Origin of the sequence: Halobacillus halophilus, assembly GCF_020171985.1 — a bacterium.
Lineage (GTDB): Bacteria > Bacillota > Bacilli > Bacillales > Halobacillaceae > Halobacillus > Halobacillus halophilus_A.
This window is the reverse complement of sequence record NZ_JAIVAL010000004.1, coordinates 1-16,473: the sequence shown is the minus strand read 5'-3', so window position 1 is coordinate 16,473 and position 16,473 is coordinate 1. Positions and strand designations below refer to the sequence as shown.

Sequence of the window (16,473 nt, the reverse complement as noted above, 5' to 3'; positions counted from 1 at the left end):
TTATGAAGATTATTGATGCACATATTCACTTTTCAGATATTGAAACGTTCCATCATACGGCAAACGAACTGTCGCGCGTCGATTATTCAGGCAAGGGCCTGCAGAAGGAAATGGAAGAGGGAAATGTTGAGCTTGCGGTAGGGATGGGCGTGACGGAAACACCGGAAATGGGGTTTCCAGATCATCATGCCGCCTCTCCTATGGGGCTTGATTTAGAAAAAGAACTTCCGGGCTGCGTGGCCGTCTGTCCTGGAATCAACCCTTACCAATTAGGAAAATCGGGACTGGATGCTCTGGAAAAGGAGCTTAAGAAGCATCAGGTCGCGGGAGTAAAAATATATCTGGGCTACTATCCTTACTATGCCTATGACGATGTATATCAGCCGGTCTATGACCTGGCCGCTGCTTATGACGTGCCGGTGGTGTTTCATACGGGCGATACGTATTCCGAACGCGGGCTATTAAAATATGCGCATCCGCTAACGCTGGATGAAGTGGCTGTGCTGCGGCGCGATGTGAATTTTGTAATGGCGCATTTAGGCGATCCGTGGGTTCTGACCGGAGCGGAATTGGTTTATAAAAATCCGAATTTATTTGCGGATTTGTCGGGCTGGGTCGTTGGCACAGACGAAACCCTCGCCGGAAAGTTAAAAGATAATTACTTCGACCACGTGCGCCATGCTTTAACGTTTTGCGGGCATTATGAGAAACTATTGTTCGGAACGGATTGGCCGCTCGTCCCGATTAAAGGATATGCGGAGTTTATTGCTGATTTTATACCCTCCAGGCATATTGAAAATGTATTCTACAACAATGCACTGCGGGTCTATCCGAAGCTTACACACTTAATATGAAAAAGGTCTCTCCGCGAGTGATTCGTGGAGGGATTTTTTATAAACTGAGCCAACGCTGCGAGGTGCTTTTCCAATAGACTTATTAAGCAATAGGGCCGGTTACTGTAAGACTCGATTTAGAGATATCTTAGGTATGTTGCTGATATAGAGAGGGGTTGGCTACGGAAACAACTCGCTTTCCTGCGGGGGAACTGGCAAGCCTACTCAGTCGTTAACACTCCTTGTGGGGTCTCGCCTAGCTCCTTCTCCCGCGGGAGTCTCGTCGTTACCTTCGCCACCCTATGGTAGAAGAGTGAACAGACCTTTCTATAAGAGGACTCATCATCTTGAATTTGCCTTGAATGCTTCTATATCAAGGATTTTTCAACGAACACATTCACTGTTATAGGTTTATACCCACCATAATTCAGGGTGTTTCATACATGATTTCGAGCTCTCTGTATCGCAAGGTCCGGAGGGGGACGATGAAGACTCCTGTGGGATGAACATGATCGGTGAGACCCCGCAGAGCTTGCTCGAGGAGGCTCAGCACATGCCCACGGAAAGCGAAATCGTCCCCCGCAGGACCAAATTCTCACAAAAGTCTCGAAACTGAGTCTTCAACAAAAGGGAGCTTTTCTTCAATACTTCATTGTATTACCAACGCCCTGCTTTTAAAGGTCATGAATAAAAACAGTGGAGAGGAGAAGGTTAATACTAGGAGGTGTTTCCTATGGCAAAGTCCATGGAGCCTAATCACAATCAGAAAAACATCGCCCGTTCAGGAACAGATATTGATGAGGTGAAACGTCAGAACGCGAACTCGGGTCTTTCTTATAACCAGGCGAAAGAATTACTAGCCAAACAGACCGCTGAACGTGAAAGGGCTCAAAATGATTATGTTCATGAAGTTGGAAAAGAGAATTTATAATAAAAGATGCCAGTAATCTAAACTAGATGCTGGCATTATTTATTATGGAAAGCTTTTTATAACAAATAGACTAAATTCATATTATTATGTTATAAAATTCCAAAAAAGGTTGAAAACGAACATGGGCAAGTTTACCCTTACAAGTAGGTATAATTTCGTGAGGGAGGGAGAAGTTTGGCCCACTTACCAGAAGAAGAGAAGCGTCAATTGTTTAAAACGCAGCTTGAGCATTTACATAACAATGGATATTTAACCGATGATGCCTACCACCAAGTGTTAGAAGCTGATCGTACATACAGGCAAGATAAGAATAAAGAAAAAGAGGAGCTTTATAAAGCTCCACAAGCTACAGAAGCACGCGATTTTGTTACAGAGCAAAATCCTCCTGCGAAACCAAAGAAAGAGAAGAAGACGAAATCCAAAGAGGAAATCCGTGAACGTAACATTACGTGGTCGCTTATTCTTGGCGTGTCCCTGCTTTTAATCACAGGGCTGATTGTCGCGACAAGCCAGTGGGATCAGATGGGTGCAGGAATGAAAGTTCTTTCCATTTTCTTCGTTTCCTTGTTTTTTCATGGTATGAGTTACGGGACAGGAAAATTTCTCAATATCCAGAAGACAGCCTTTGCCTTTTTGACACTGGGAAGTCTGCTGATTCCGATTGCCATTGTGGCAATTGGATTCTTTGGATTGTTCGGTGACTATCTATCTCTGTTCGGGGAAGGCCGTTACCTCTTAGGTCTGCTTGGTACACTGCTTCCACTTCCGTTATACATCAGGCATGCCATCGTACATAAGTCGCGCTTGTATGTATGGATCTCTTTTGTATTTTTATCGCTCTCGGCAGGATTCAGCCTGGGCGCGCTTCCTCTATCGATGGACGCGTTCTATATGGGTTTAATGCTTTTTAATGCGCTATTGCTTGGCGGTTATATTTGGTTCAAGGATTCGGACAGATGGGCATTATTTATAAAAGAACTGCCGCTCTATGCGCAGCTGAACTTAGTCCTTTCTACCATGCTTATGCTGTTTTTCTATGAGAGTGCAGTCTTTTACAGCTTCAACCTGCTGCTGACAGCGAGCATTTATATGGCGATGGTTTTCATCTATCAAACGAAAGAGTACCAGTTCGTTTTTTCGGTGATGATCGTGTATGCCATCTATCAGCTGGTGGAGAATTCACCCCTGCAGTCTGTCGATCTTACTGTTTATGCGGTGGTCGGGCTGGTTTACTTGGGGTTTGCTTACGCTTTTAAGAATCATCAGTTCGTGGAAAAAGTATTTCGTTATACGAGCGGGATCGTCTCCTTGTGTGCTTTTGTTTATATTAGTTACGAAAGTATCGTGTTGCGAGGGGAAGAGGGATCGTGGCTCTTACTGATCGCTTACGCCTTGATTACGGTCAATTACTTATTGCTTTCCAATCTGACCAGCTACGTGGTTTTCCAATACATGACGCCTGTGTTTTTCTTTATCACGCTTTGGCAGCTGTGGGAGATGACGGAGATAGGGCCGCTATTTCTATTCCTGTTTATCGGGGCAGTGATCTCTCTTCTCTACATCGGATTATGGACGAACCTGGCCTGGTTCCAGGCTGTGGCTCCGGGTACGATCTATACTTCGATATCCCTTATGGCGGGCTGTATTGGGTACAGTGTGTATGATGAACGTCTAGCTTATAGTTCGTTTATGTTCCTCGTGATCAGCGGTCTTGCTTATCCTGTAAAAAGAACGTTCAGCCAAGTGGATATCGGAGAAACAGCGGTATGGGTGCATCCGGTGGCTTTGTTTATTTCTTCGGCTATCTTATTTGAACCGCTCATTGGCTGGTTTCCTGCTTATCAGGAAGGTTTAGCTTTTCCATTTCACCTGGCCGGGACGGGGATTTTACTGTTAATTGTCCATCTGATATGGAAGAAATTCAACGATCAACAGCTTTCTGCGGCCAGTTTTTATACCGGACAAGGTGCTTATATCCTGGCGATGGTGACCCTGGCAGGCAACTCCCGGGTGGATCCTGTTGTGATCCGTCCATTGATTCTGTTTGTCGGCATCGGCATGATGGTATGGCTTGTGCTGTATGCTGCAAGAGCCTTTCTCTGGCTATTCGTGTCGGTTTCGATGTTAGCTTTTTACATCTCTTTACTGGATCCATTATCGTTCGATTCGTTTGATTCGTTTTTTACGTACATGATACTCGCACCTGCTCTGCTCGTCTTTCTTGGAGATGTGAAACTTGGAAAATGGGGAGAAAGACGGCCTTATTTTTATTGGCTGGCTCATTCTGTTCAACCGCTGCTAATCGCTCTTTTCCTGCTCAATTCACTGGGCGGGGAAGCAATGTACCCCTGGGTACTGGTGATTCCTCTTAGTCTGTACGTCTACAGCTCTTTAACAGCTTCGCGGGAGTGGGGAATCAAGCTGATGCTTTACGCAGCTTTGACGACGTTGTTTTTTGCAGTATGGACGGTCCCTGGCTATTTCGGCTGGTGGGATGTGGTTCCTGAAACATATGCCTGGCTGATAACCAGTATAGCCATCGCAGGAATCTGGATAGGGATACCAGCCGTGTGGAAGAAAAGGACTGAATGGTATATCATTCCTTTTTCCATTTTCGGATTGTCGCTTTTTATCAATCGACTGGAACCGTGGGCACCGTATGAGTGGCTTCTCGGCGTTGGGTACGTCATCCTGATCCTCTTCTTTATGCATCGCAGAAAATGGTCGCTCGCGCGCTTTATTCCTTTGTTACTTAGCTTAGCGCTAGTGAACGAGGTCAGCCTTAATTGGGAGCGAGCGGCGTTCGTTACAGTGATGATTATGTGTGTCGGTATTCTGCTTGCGGCCGGCCGTTATTTCCATCGTTTATTGATCGGTCCAAAAATAGAAGCCGATGCCTATTCCTGGACAGCGCTCTTCTATATTGGCTATATGAATCTGACGACCATGGGCGAGGAGAACGTCTGGATCCGGGTCATTCCCGTACTACTGTTGAGTATCTGGTTCCTGTTTAATGCTAAAAAATGGGAGCAGCCGCTGCTTGGCAAATCGTTCATTACATTCGGAGCCGGGTGTCTTTATGCCGGGTATATCATCGTCCTGCTGAATTATCACGCTCTGATTCCTGACTTAATCGAAGCTGAACTGCAAGTGCTTCCCGTTCTTGGTGTTCTCTTCATACTGCGGAGAAAAACCTGGCGGGAGTATGCCAATATTCTTAACCATGTTCAACTTGCGGTTCTCCTGCTGATTGCTGCTTATTTAGTCGTGGATGGCATACAGAGTCATACAATATGGGATGCCTGGATTCTAGGCGGATTGTCGCTTCTATCAATGATCGCCGGTATGCAGTTCCGGATTAAATCTTACTTTTTCGTCGGTATGGGTGTGCTGATCTTCAACGTTCTTTACCAAACCAGACCCTACTGGGGCAATCTGCCATGGTGGGTGTACCTGCTGCTCGCAGGCCTCATTCTCATCGGAATTGCGAGCTACAATGAATGGCAGAAACAACAGTCTGATGATCGTAAGCCCGTGGACCAGAAGTTAAAACGACTGTGGACCGCTTTAAAAAAATGGGATTAATACAAAGGAACTCTCGAGAGAAAGCCCGAAAGTATAAAGGTGCTGTTTATGATTTTTATAGGTGGGGGTTCGGTCTTATCGGTTTCCTGATGATCATCACATGCCGGATCTTCAAGTGCAGCAGAAAATAGAAAGTCTTGAGTGGGGAAATGAAAATTTTGAAGAATGAGCCATAAACGTAAAAATGAATGCGTTAGCGCAGACCTTTATTAGGAGGTTCACGTATGAGACGATTTTTTATTGAATTATCAGCCATTCTTTCTATTCTATTAATCTATGCTGCCGGCAGTCTTTTTGAGCTAAGCTGGCTGCAATTCCACTATAGGAACGAGTTCTCTCCAGAGAATGGCAGAAGCATTGAATTCGGTGGTTCAATTTTGCCTATTCTTTTAGGGATTGTCGTCTATTTCATCCTCAATAATATGATACCGAAGAAAAGTAGTACTTAGAAGGAGATCGTACCTCAAGGAACCTAAAGTTCTGTACGGTTGAAGAGGGCGCAGAATGGGTGTGAGGTTTCCTTTCCAGCTCTTATATAAGGAGGAACTGTTTATACTGAATATCAGGTTCATTACCGCTGTTCTTCTATTTTTCGTTCTAGCTGGATGCCAATCTAATCTTGATCTAAATGACAGGGTTGCCTCTATCGAAGTTTATGAATGGGATAAAAACAGGCTGGTGGCAACGATTGTAGATCAGGAATTTATAAAAACTCTGGTAAATAAACTAGATGGGGCGAGGACATCCTCAACGGAGAATATGGATTTTGAGATGCCAGATTATAAGTTACTTTTTAAGCATGATAAAGAAGTGATCTATGAAATAGGGTATTATAAAGAGGTCGTTCATTTAGGTTTGGAAGGTCAATATTGGGAATCCGATCAGATTTATGGAGTGAAAATGAAATTACCGTTTGAATAGATATAAAAAAAGAACTTCCGTATCTGGAAGTTCTTTTTCTGTTTCATCCATCTGAACTATTTACGGCTTTCTGCATACACTTGCCGCTTAAACGTTAAATTCTTGTACATCGCATAAAGCAGGGTCACTTCTTTGTTCACCTGTTTGAAATGTTCGCTGTACGTATATTTGCCATGAACACGATCGAAGCGACTGCGAAGCTCTGCCGGCGTTAATTCAAGGAACGTTTCGACAGCTTGTACCGAACCGGCCACCAGATGACGCTTCAACTTTTCCAATCTCTGAAAGCCGTCAAAATCGATGGCCTGGGATTGGAACACATCAATTGCTTCTTTCTTCCGGCTCACATAAGGGGAGATATCCACGATACAGTTCACTTCTTCCTTAGGCAGCAATGTATTAATTTCATACAGACGGATCGTGACATTTTCACATCCCATTTCATCAAGAGTATCGCGGACGAGCTGGGCGGTTGCGATATGGTCCGCGTGACAGTCCACGAAGACGGGTGCATAGATCACGTCAGGCTGGACCGTTTCAATCTTCCCTTCGATCCACGCTCTTGTCCGTTTGTCACTCGTCAGCTGTCCATCTTTTTCATCATAGAAGTCGATGGAGGTCAGGTTAAGCAATTCTTTTACTTTTTGGGCTTCCTTTTTACGGGCTGCCACTAATTCATCGGCTGCGCCCTTGCTTTGGCTTCCGGAACCGTCTGTTAAGAAAGCGACGTGTGTCTCTGCTCCAGCTGCTGCATGTTTCATTAATGTACCGCCTGCTCCGATTGTTTCATCATCTACGTGCGGTGCAAACAGCAGCACGCGCTGCTCGGATACATCGTTCAAGGGTCTGTCGGCTTTATAATAGCGGCTGATGACCATATGGTTCGCTGGAGAGAGAACGGGCCGCGCTAGTTTGAGTAGTTGTCGCTTCATACATTAAATCTCCTTCTTTAATACGAATCCACATCGCCGGGGGTAATGTACCACTTGGTCGACTGATTTAAAAAGCGGAGGGATTCATTGATCTCTTTGCCAACTAAAGGCATCGGGCTGTCTTTATGAGTAAATCCATTATTCTTCAAATGATTTGCGAGTGGGGTGTGGGCGAGCGCCCATGTCTGGATGACATCGGTCTGCTTGAGCACATCAAAGCTCTTCTGCAGCAGAGCTTCCCAAATCTCTTCATCATTCGCAAGCATATCGACAATTAACCCATTTTTAAATCCACTGCTTGTGGTGATTTTCGTTACCACGTACCCCTGAAGTATTTCTTCGTGATACACCGCATGAATTTCATATTCGTTTTCGGGATGGGACAGGTAACGCCAATTTAAATAAGCGGCATCTCGTACGACAAGAGCCGGAGCGATGTGGCGTGTTTCCTGTGCAAGATCGTCAAATTCCGGACCGCACTCCATGATGTTTTTCCAATGAAGGGAAGAGGAGGTTGGCTTATACGGATTTTTCCACTTCGCATACACCAGATCCAGGGGTTCGAACAGTTTCAACGGTGCAAATTTAGAGGCGAGCACGGATACCGGACGCTGTACGTACATCCAGCGCGGCATGTCTGTCAGATGGACAGCATCGGTGTATCGGATAAATAATTCCTTTGCCTTTGGCGCAGGGAAGCCGTATAAGTAATCGATTCCTTCATCGCTTGCTTCTCTCAGAAGGGCTTCATTCAGTTGTTTGTAAATGCCTTTGCCGCGTGCATCGGGATCAACCATCGTATCAACGCGCAGGCCGATGGTTGATTTTTCCCCGGATAGATAAGCCTCGGTGACCCACAAACTGATATGGCCCTTAATCGTATCGTTCTCTTCCCATACCAGAATAAAAGGGGAGTCTGATTTTGGGTTTTGTTTAAATTTCCAATCCCATAACTCATAGGAACGTTCCTGATTGAACGTTTTTTGGAAAAGGGATTGAACCTGATTCAAATCTTTTGGGTGGTATTTCCTTACGTTCATGTGAATTTTTCCTTTCTGCACTTTAGGGTTCCTATACAAATTATATCAAATATTAGGGAAATTCCGTATCTTCCTAACAGAAAACTCAAATCCGATGATTTGAGTTTCTAAGATTCTTATTGGTTATAGATGTCGATAATCCGTTTGATCAGGGTTTCCTCATTATTCTCTTCAGCAATCTGCTCCCCTTTTTGAATCATGGAAATGCGACGTTCAGGATCATCGATGACTTCGTCGATTCCTTTACGCAGAGAATCGGCATCTTCAGGTTTAACGAGTACGCCTGCTTCATCACTCAGGAGATAAGACAAACCGCCTACATCAGAAGCAACGACAGGGGTATGGCAGGACATGGCTTCCAGCGCAACCAGTCCAAATCCTTCGATGTAAGAAGGAAGTACGAACAGGTCAGCAGCTGCCATCCATTTCGCCAGGGTCTCCTGATCTTTAACGCCGTGAAAATGAACCACCTCTTGGTTGTCCGGTTGAACGCTATCCTTCAATTCGGACAAATACCCAGCATCCTTCATACTTCCTATAATGTGAAGCTCCATATTCCGCCGTTCTTCATTGAGAGACTGGAAGGCTTCCAGAAGCTCCGTCAGTCCTTTAGCTTTTATTAAATTTCCTACGAACAGCAGGTGGAAGTGATCCGGGCTCAGGTTTAACTCCTGCTTCATCAGCTCCGAACCTCTAGGGGCAAAAAGTTTCCGGTCTACGCCCATGTTAATGAGCGAGACACGTTCCAGTGGCACTCCGTACTGACCGACGACCTCCTGCTTTAAAGCTTCGCCGACGACAATTACGTGATCCGCCTCTTTCAGGATGTACTTCGTCATTGACGCGATCCATTTATTCTTTTTCGCCATCTGATCCAGGTCGCCGCCGTGGGACGTCACGATCAGCTTACTCTTGAACAGCTTTTTAAAAAGTAAGGCCGGCAAGCCGCTCGGGAAAATATAGTGGGCATGCACAACGTCGTACTTCCGGCCGTTTGTAATCAGCTTTGTTAAAATACGGAGCAGCCACGTTCCATATTTCATTATCAGGTTCCTCTTACCGCCGCGGTTATCCTTATTCACGGCTATATCCATGTCCAGCCCCTGCTCACGTAGAGCTTCGACCTGGTTCTTTACGAATATTCCGTAGGTTGGGTGGAGTTTACTTGGATACATATTACTGATGACGAGTACACGTTTCTTCATAAGAAATTCCTTTCTCCATAACTGGTCAGGCTTCTGATTTCTTTCCTCGTTTCCGGATATTGTTCAGTAAGAATAAGAATGCATTTATTTTCATGATAAAACTGGTTCCAGCGAAAACGACAGCACCGACGATCGCAACGATCAGAATCTGAACAAGGTTCGGAAGCCCGCCGATCAGCTGCTGTATTCCAATCACCGCTCCACTCATGATCATCACGGCGAAGGTGATTTTGCCATAATCAACGGCGAGGTATTTAAAGTCAATCCCACCGACCAATCGCACAAAAATAATCAGACAGGCGCCGGTATAAAACAGGGCCATGAGAGAAGCGGCGAGCGGGATACCTAAGTAACCAAGCCATGAAGCGAACAAAAAGTTGAATAATACGTTAATCAGGATCGACCCGATACTGATGAATAAGATCAGGTGACCTTTATTCATCGTGTAGAAACCTTTATTAATCACGTTGTTCAAGCTGAAAAAGATGACAGAACCGAAATACAGGTACGCAACATTCGTCGTGGCCTGGGTCGCTTCATTGTTAAAGGCTCCGCGTTCGTAGAGGAGCTCAATGAGATTCGGCATTAGAAGCATCATCCCAATTACAGAAGGCAGCAGGACGAGATACATCGTGGTCAGTCCTTTTTCGATCCCTTTCTTAAACTGCGGCGTGTCATCTTTCGTAATGGCTTTTGACAGCATCGGAAAGATAATAGTCGCAATCGTTACGCCGAAAATGGCCTGAGGCATGTGCACGAGATTCTTAGCGTAGTTAATGTACGTAACGGCACCTTCCCCCTGTCCGGAGGCAAAGATCGCCCCGACCATCAAGTTGACCTGGCCAACTGCCACGGTCAGTCCGACAGGCAGAAAGATCCAGTAAAACTGCTTCACTTCCGGCCATTCAATTTTCTGCTTTACATCCATAACTTTTCGCGGAACGACTAGGAAAAGCTTAAAGATAAGCGATAGAATGGTCCCGGCCAGATACCCAAGCGCAAGCGAGTAGGCTCCAATCTGGTTAGCAAATAAGAAGGCGGCCAGGATGGAGCTTAGAATCACGATAATCTGGGAGACGATCGATAAGGAAAACTTGTTTTCCGCATCAAAAAAGGCTTCGAGTACCGAGTTCATTCCGACGAAAGCTATACAGGAGAAAAAGATAATCGTCACCCACGTGGCAATCTGTGTTGCCTCCGGGCTGAACTCCGGATAGAGAAGCGGAATCAGGAACGGTGCGAGTGCCATGCCGATAATAGATAGAATAAAGGCGAGCACAAGCGTTCCTTTAAAAACTTGTCCTAAGTATGTTTTGCCGCGATTATTCTCAAGCGACTGAATATAGGTGGGAACAAGGGCATTTTTCATGCCATTTGTCATAAATAAAATCAGCATATTCGGAATAATGAATGCGGCGAGATACGCATCGGCGACATAGCTGTCACCGAAGTAATACGCGATTACCATATCCCGGATGAGTCCGGACACTTTGAGGAGCAGGGTAGCTCCGATGAAGAGTATACTTGCCAGTCCTAGTTTTGATTTCAATTGATATACCTCTTTCGACTAGACTTTGAATCTACTATGTTCAACGATTTCAACTATAAATCATATCTTTTTATTTTACCATTACTCTTTCGTATTCTTCCCAGCGGGTGACAGAGACAAAACACGCTATTATATGGTTTCGTTAGGCTAAGCTTAATAGTTATATTAAAGAAATATTTCACTAACAGGCCGGTTAGTGGAAGGCTCAGTTGCGAGATATCTCAGGTCCGTTACGGTATGTGGAGAAGGGCTTGTGGGGAAATAGCTCGCTTTCCTGTGGCGGAACCGGCAAGCTTCCTCGGGCTGCGCCCTGTGGGATCTCGCCTACTCCCTTCTCCCACGGGAGTCTCGCCATTTCCCCACAAGCCCCACCTTTATCAGGAGGAACGGCCCCTTCGGAAAAAGGGAATTCTGTTCTCCTTAATCTGGCTGGAATGCTTATATAACAGGCTCTATCCCATAGTTTCAGCCAGAGCAAAGTTTATAGCTGATGAAGTTAATTCTTCTCAAGCGGTGAAGGATAAAGCCGTTCCGAATTTCTTGTTCGGCCTGGTCCGGAGGGGGACGATGAAGACTTCTGCGGGATGAACATGATCGGTGAGATCCCGCAGGGCTGTTAAGCCCGAGGAAGCTCAGCACATGCCCGCGAAAAGCGAAATCGTCCCCCGCAGGACCAAATTCTCACAAAAGTCTCGAAACTGAGTCTTCAAGTAACGGGAGCTTTACTGTAAGAGTACCCCTTAGGTTTAATAGAGTTTATGATCTAAAAACCGGACATCCTTGGCTTCGTAGAGCGGGTGGATGTCCGGCGGGGGTGTAGCTATTTGGATCAGGAGGCGAGTTTTTTCGCTTCCCGGTGATCGTTTTGCATTTTTAACATATTAATGATGAGAAGTGACATCGACACAGCCAGATAAATGCTCACAGCCGGAGCATAGAGAACATGTCCGGCGATAAAGGCGATGCCGGTACCAAAGCCGATGGATAATAAAATCAGCAGGTTTTCCGGATGCAGCAGTCTGCCTGGGACCTGGAACAACAGTTTAATAAACAACCCGATAATAAATAGGAACGGCAGAAGGATTAAGGTGAATCCTAAGATTCCGTAAGAGAAGAATAGATCAAAGAAATCCATCTCGATTAACTTCCTGTCTTCCATGTCTGTATAATTCCCGGCGTATCCCATGCCAAAGGTTTGCTGGACGATGTCCGCGTTCGTGTAATCTTGATAGAGTTCGGCGAAATACAGATTACGGGCACTTAACAGGATAACGAGGATCGGTGAATCCATCAGTTTAGCTTTCTCTTCTTGTTGTTTAGCTTGATCGCTCTCTGAAGAGCCTTCACTTTCTTTATCTCCAGGGTCCTGATCTCCGGTATCCGAGGGTTTGTCCTTTTCTGATTCCTGTTCCGCCGTTTCCTCTTCAATGGCTCCGATATCTCCAGCTACGTTAGAAAACGCGGGAGAGAAAGGAGAAACTGCCGCAAACAGAAGCAGGAAACAGAAAGAAAGCACGAGGCGCAGCGTGAGCAAGGATTCTTTTTGTTTCTTTTTCCATTGAATGAGCCAGTAAATAAGGTAGCTGAAGAACACGATGATCGCTGCCATCAGTACGGCAAAATAAGGAACTTTGGTCCCGATCAGAATCGAGGCGATGGCGAGCAGCAGAACGGGTATAAAAAGGTAAGAGTTCTTTAAGCTGTCAATTTTATATAAAGCATACAGGTAAACAAGAGGGAAACCGATCGAGACGATAGAGCCCAGTTCATTTCCGGCAAAGAACCAGCCTTTATAGCCAAACTTATTCCACTCGTAGGTTTCCGTTGAAGTGCCTGTTAAGATCGCCACCAGTAATGATATGGAAACGATCAGCATGGCCGCTGAAATCGCCTGGAGAATTCTAAGGCGAACGGTGGAAACCTTCTCAATGGTTGTGAACAACAGTAAATAAGAGCCAAGCATAATGGAGAAATAAGCAGTCTTAGCCACGAATTGCAGTTCTGTAAATGGATCGAAAATAGGTTTGGCGAAGTAATTGTACACGAGTCCAAATCCAAAAGCAGCGGCGAGGGCAGCTAAATAAAGAATGATCGGTTTCTTATAACGGCTCGAATTGCCGAACAGAATAAACCATAAGGAAAGGATCATGAATAGCACACGAACTACAATACCAATAGTTAAACTGGAGTCCGTCCAGCGAATGGATAAGAACGTAAGGATGTCTAATACAGGTTGAAAAATAATGAATAACAGTAATAATTTCGTGTAAAAATCTTTATGTAAAATTTTGGTCAAAGGTGAACACCTCAATGTTTGGAATATTCTATGATATGACATATTGAAGTATAAACCATTCCTATTCGACTGTCTATGCGTCAGCAGGGTTGTTTACAAGATTGATAAGAATGTAATAGAAGTTGAACACAAGGGTCGCAACGCCTTATAATATATTCATGTGAAGAAATGATCATAATAGCTTGCCAGGCAGAAATAAGGTACAATAAGAAGTTGAGAAACTTGCTTTTTATCTGACGCTTGCATCAGGATCTACCATGTTTAAAAAAGCCCTGCAAAGGAAAAGCATTCCCCGAACGTCATAAATGTAAGAATGTAACCGAACTGTATAGAGTGTGCCCGCTTGCGGGGATTTTTTTATGACGATCCGAACGGCATACATAATTTCAATATAGCAGGCAGCCTGAATTTAAATCACCATATTTCTTAAAAATAAATAGACAAATGGAAAAACACCCCATAAATATCGCCCGCATAGAAGACGATATTAATAGGAATGGTTCAGATAGAGAAAGGGAGTATAGTTATGAAGAAGTCACTCTGTGTCGTCGGGCTTGGTTATATCGGCCTGCCTACATCTGTTATGTTTGCGATTAACGGCCACCAGGTTCATGGTGTCGATGTAAATCGGAAAGCTGTAGAGATGGTGAATGCCAAACAGCTTCATATAGAAGAAAATGGTCTGCAGGAGCGCCTGGAAGAAGCAGTAGACAGCGGAAAATTCACGGCCTCTCTTGAACCGACAGAAGCGGATGTTTTCGTCATCGCGGTTCCTTCTCCTATTCGGGAAGACAAAACAGCGAATCTTGATTACGTCAAGAAAGCTACGGAGTCCATTGTACCGTTTGTAAAAGAAGGAAACCTTGTCATTTTAGAATCAACGGTTCCGCCAAGAACGGTAGAAGACGTTATGCTTCCTGTATTGGAAGAAACGGGACTAAAAATCGGAGAAGAGCTGTTTGTCTCCCATTCACCTGAGCGTGTAATTCCAGGTAAAGTATTTCAGGAGCTGGTCGATAATGACCGCATTGTCGGAGGGATTAATGAGAAGTCTTCCGAGATGACCAAGGATTTATACCTGTCCTTTGTAAAAGGAAATATCCATCTAACGGATGCTACCACAGCGGAAATGGCTAAAGTAATTGAAAATACGTATCGCGATGTGAACATTGCTTTTGCGAATGAACTGGCCTTAATCAGTGATCAAATCGGCGTGAATTCATGGGAAGCCATTAAGCTTGCCAATTATCACCCTCGGGTAAATATTCATACACCTGGACCAGGCGTCGGCGGCCATTGTATCGCCGTAGATCCATGGTTCCTTGCCGAAATCCAGCCGGAACTTTCGAAGATCATACAGTTGTCCCGTAACACCAATGATCATATGCCAGTATACACAGCTGGAGAAATCGAATCGTTCTTGAAAGAACAGCACATTCAGGATCCAAAAGTGGCTCTATTTGGACTTTCTTTCAAAGCGAATATCGATGACCAGCGTGAAAGTCCGTCCTTAAAAGTAATTCTGGAACTTGTAGAGAGAGGGATCAGCTTCTCCTCCTACGATCCGCACATCAAAGAAAATGTCGCTTCCAACCAGACGCAAAGCATGAATGAAGCTCTGGACGGAGCCGATATTGTCGTCATTCTCACAGACCACGATGAATTTAAACAGCTTGACCCTGCACACATACAAGGTAAAATGAGAAGTAGACTTGTATTTGATACGAAAAATGCACTATCGTTAGACGAATGGAAAGACGCAGGATTTCTCACGAAACGACTGGGAGATTCAAAAAACGGATAGGGGTCCAGGTGAAATCATGAAGGAACAGTTCTTAGGAGTCGACGTAAGCAGTTATTCTTACGAGGAACTCAAGCAAAACATCATAGCTGATATTGAACAGAGAAGGCAGTCCTTTATTGTAGCCATTAACCCAGAGAAGATTCTGCAGGCTCAGAAGGATCCCAATTTAAAGAACCTATTAAATAAAGCTACGTACCAGATTCCTGATGGAGTCGGGGTTCTGCTTGCGTCAAAGATCAATCGGGGAGATATCTCAAGCCGTGTGACCGGCATTGATATGCTTCTTGCTTTGTGCGAGCAGGCTTCGACTCATGATAAATCGGTGTTCCTTTATGGAGCGAAACCAGGCGTAGCTGAAAAAGCAAAAGATGGTCTTTTGAAAAGGTACCCAAACCTTAAAGTGGCGGGCGTACTCGATGGTTATGAGAAGGATCAGGAGCATGTGATCCAGACGATTAACGAGGCGAAACCGGATGTTCTTTTTGTAGCGCTAGGAAGTCCGAAGCAGGAATATTGGATCGTGGATCACATGAAGGACCTGGATGTACGGATATTCCAGGGAGTCGGTGGTTCGTTTGACGTTATATCCGGTCGTGTAAAACGAGCCCCAAGATTCTTTCAGAAATTCGGCATTGAATGGCTGTACCGTTTAATTACAGAACCCTGGAGGCTCAAGCGTCAGATTAAACTGCCGACGTTCCTTTATAAGGTCTGGAAAGAGCGGAAATAGTAACTATAAGCATACGTTAGAGTGCTGGATCATAAAACGATCCAGCACTCTTTTTAGGTGGAGACTTAGTTTTTAAAGAAAAGTTCCCATTACTTGAAGACTCAGTTTCGAGATATCTAGTGTTTTCCGTCACCAAAATGAGAGGAAGCGGGGTTGGGGAAATGGAGTCGCTTTCCGTGGGCGAACGGCGAGCTTCCTCAGGCTGACGCCTGTAATGACCCCCAAATGTTGGACACCTCACGAAACCTAGGAGGGATCCACCATATGCCCAAACTTACTTCCCAAGAAAAACACTTGGCTGTACACCGTTATCTCACGGAAAATGTGAGTTTCCGAGACTTAGAAAAACAATTGGGAGTTGATAATTCTTCGATCCGTTATTGGGTGAAATTAACCGAATATCATGGAGAAGAAGCCTTCGACTTCCCCTATACAAACTATTCTGCTGCCTTTAAACTGAAAGTAATTCAATGTATAGAGGAAGAAGACTATTCGATTCGAGATGCTTCAGCTATGTTCCACATCCCTCACTTTTCTATGGTGCGCCGATGGCGCAAGAAGTGGCTGGAAGGTGGAAAAGAAGCCCTTGAATCCACGAGGAAGGGGCCAACCCAAATGACGTCTCATAAGAAGAAACAAGATTCTAC

At 44.9% G+C, this 16,473-nt stretch carries 13 protein-coding genes; 8 read left to right on the top strand and 5 right to left on the bottom strand.

Annotation, left to right across the window (positions count from 1 at the left end; genetic code table 11):
• The first annotated feature begins 2 nt into the window (after nucleotides 1–2).
• From LCM11_RS08610 to LCM11_RS08590, 5 genes are all read left to right on the top strand, one after another.
• Entirely contained in the window at nucleotides 3–854 is an 852-nt protein-coding gene (locus LCM11_RS08610; protein ID WP_224893849.1) for an amidohydrolase family protein, read from the top strand.
• 712 nt (nucleotides 855–1,566) lie between these two features.
• Nucleotides 1,567–1,764, top strand: coding sequence for a gamma-type small acid-soluble spore protein (locus tag LCM11_RS08605; RefSeq protein ID WP_224894078.1), 198 nt, complete (start codon nucleotides 1,567–1,569; stop codon nucleotides 1,762–1,764).
• Nucleotides 1,765–1,938: 174 nt separating this feature from the next.
• Nucleotides 1,939–5,349, top strand: a complete 3,411-nt coding sequence (locus LCM11_RS08600; protein ID WP_224893848.1) for a hypothetical protein — start codon at nucleotides 1,939–1,941, stop codon at nucleotides 5,347–5,349.
• 224 nt (nucleotides 5,350–5,573) lie between these two features.
• Nucleotides 5,574–5,798 (top strand): hypothetical protein, encoded by a 225-nt coding sequence (locus LCM11_RS08595; protein ID WP_224893847.1) that lies wholly within the window; start codon nucleotides 5,574–5,576, stop codon nucleotides 5,796–5,798.
• A gap of 55 nt (nucleotides 5,799–5,853) precedes the next feature.
• Complete coding sequence (locus tag LCM11_RS08590) at nucleotides 5,854–6,270, top strand: hypothetical protein (RefSeq protein ID WP_224893846.1); 417 nt, start codon at nucleotides 5,854–5,856, stop codon at nucleotides 6,268–6,270.
• A 56-nt stretch (nucleotides 6,271–6,326) separates the two neighbouring features.
• On the opposite strand, the gene LCM11_RS08585 is transcribed toward LCM11_RS08590, so the two are convergent.
• The 5 genes from LCM11_RS08585 to LCM11_RS08565 form a co-directional block, all read right to left on the bottom strand.
• A complete protein-coding gene (locus LCM11_RS08585) occupies nucleotides 6,327–7,202 on the bottom strand; it encodes a PIG-L deacetylase family protein (RefSeq protein WP_224893845.1) in 876 nt (291 codons plus the stop codon).
• Nucleotides 7,203–7,219: 17 nt separating this feature from the next.
• Nucleotides 7,220–8,242, bottom strand: a complete 1,023-nt coding sequence (locus tag LCM11_RS08580) for a GNAT family N-acetyltransferase (RefSeq protein WP_224893844.1) — start codon at nucleotides 8,240–8,242, stop codon at nucleotides 7,220–7,222.
• A 116-nt stretch (nucleotides 8,243–8,358) separates the two neighbouring features.
• Nucleotides 8,359–9,447 (bottom strand): glycosyltransferase, encoded by a 1,089-nt coding sequence (locus LCM11_RS08575; protein ID WP_224893843.1) that lies wholly within the window; start codon nucleotides 9,445–9,447, stop codon nucleotides 8,359–8,361.
• A 25-nt stretch (nucleotides 9,448–9,472) separates the two neighbouring features.
• Nucleotides 9,473–10,996: a murein biosynthesis integral membrane protein MurJ gene (gene murJ, locus LCM11_RS08570; protein ID WP_224893842.1), complete on the bottom strand. Its 1,524-nt coding sequence runs from the start codon at nucleotides 10,994–10,996 to the stop codon at nucleotides 9,473–9,475.
• A gap of 829 nt (nucleotides 10,997–11,825) precedes the next feature.
• Nucleotides 11,826–13,292: an O-antigen ligase family protein gene (locus LCM11_RS08565; protein ID WP_224893841.1), complete on the bottom strand. Its 1,467-nt coding sequence runs from the start codon at nucleotides 13,290–13,292 to the stop codon at nucleotides 11,826–11,828.
• 526 nt (nucleotides 13,293–13,818) lie between these two features.
• Here LCM11_RS08565 and LCM11_RS08560 point away from each other — a divergent pair.
• The 3 genes from LCM11_RS08560 to LCM11_RS08550 all read left to right on the top strand — a co-directional run.
• Nucleotides 13,819–15,096 (top strand): nucleotide sugar dehydrogenase, encoded by a 1,278-nt coding sequence (locus LCM11_RS08560; protein ID WP_224893840.1) that lies wholly within the window; start codon nucleotides 13,819–13,821, stop codon nucleotides 15,094–15,096.
• A 16-nt stretch (nucleotides 15,097–15,112) separates the two neighbouring features.
• Nucleotides 15,113–15,826: a WecB/TagA/CpsF family glycosyltransferase gene (locus tag LCM11_RS08555; protein ID WP_224893839.1), complete on the top strand. Its 714-nt coding sequence runs from the start codon at nucleotides 15,113–15,115 to the stop codon at nucleotides 15,824–15,826.
• Nucleotides 15,827–16,090: 264 nt separating this feature from the next.
• A partial coding sequence (locus LCM11_RS08550) for a helix-turn-helix domain-containing protein (RefSeq protein WP_224893838.1) occupies nucleotides 16,091–16,473 on the top strand: 383 nt, incomplete at its 3' end.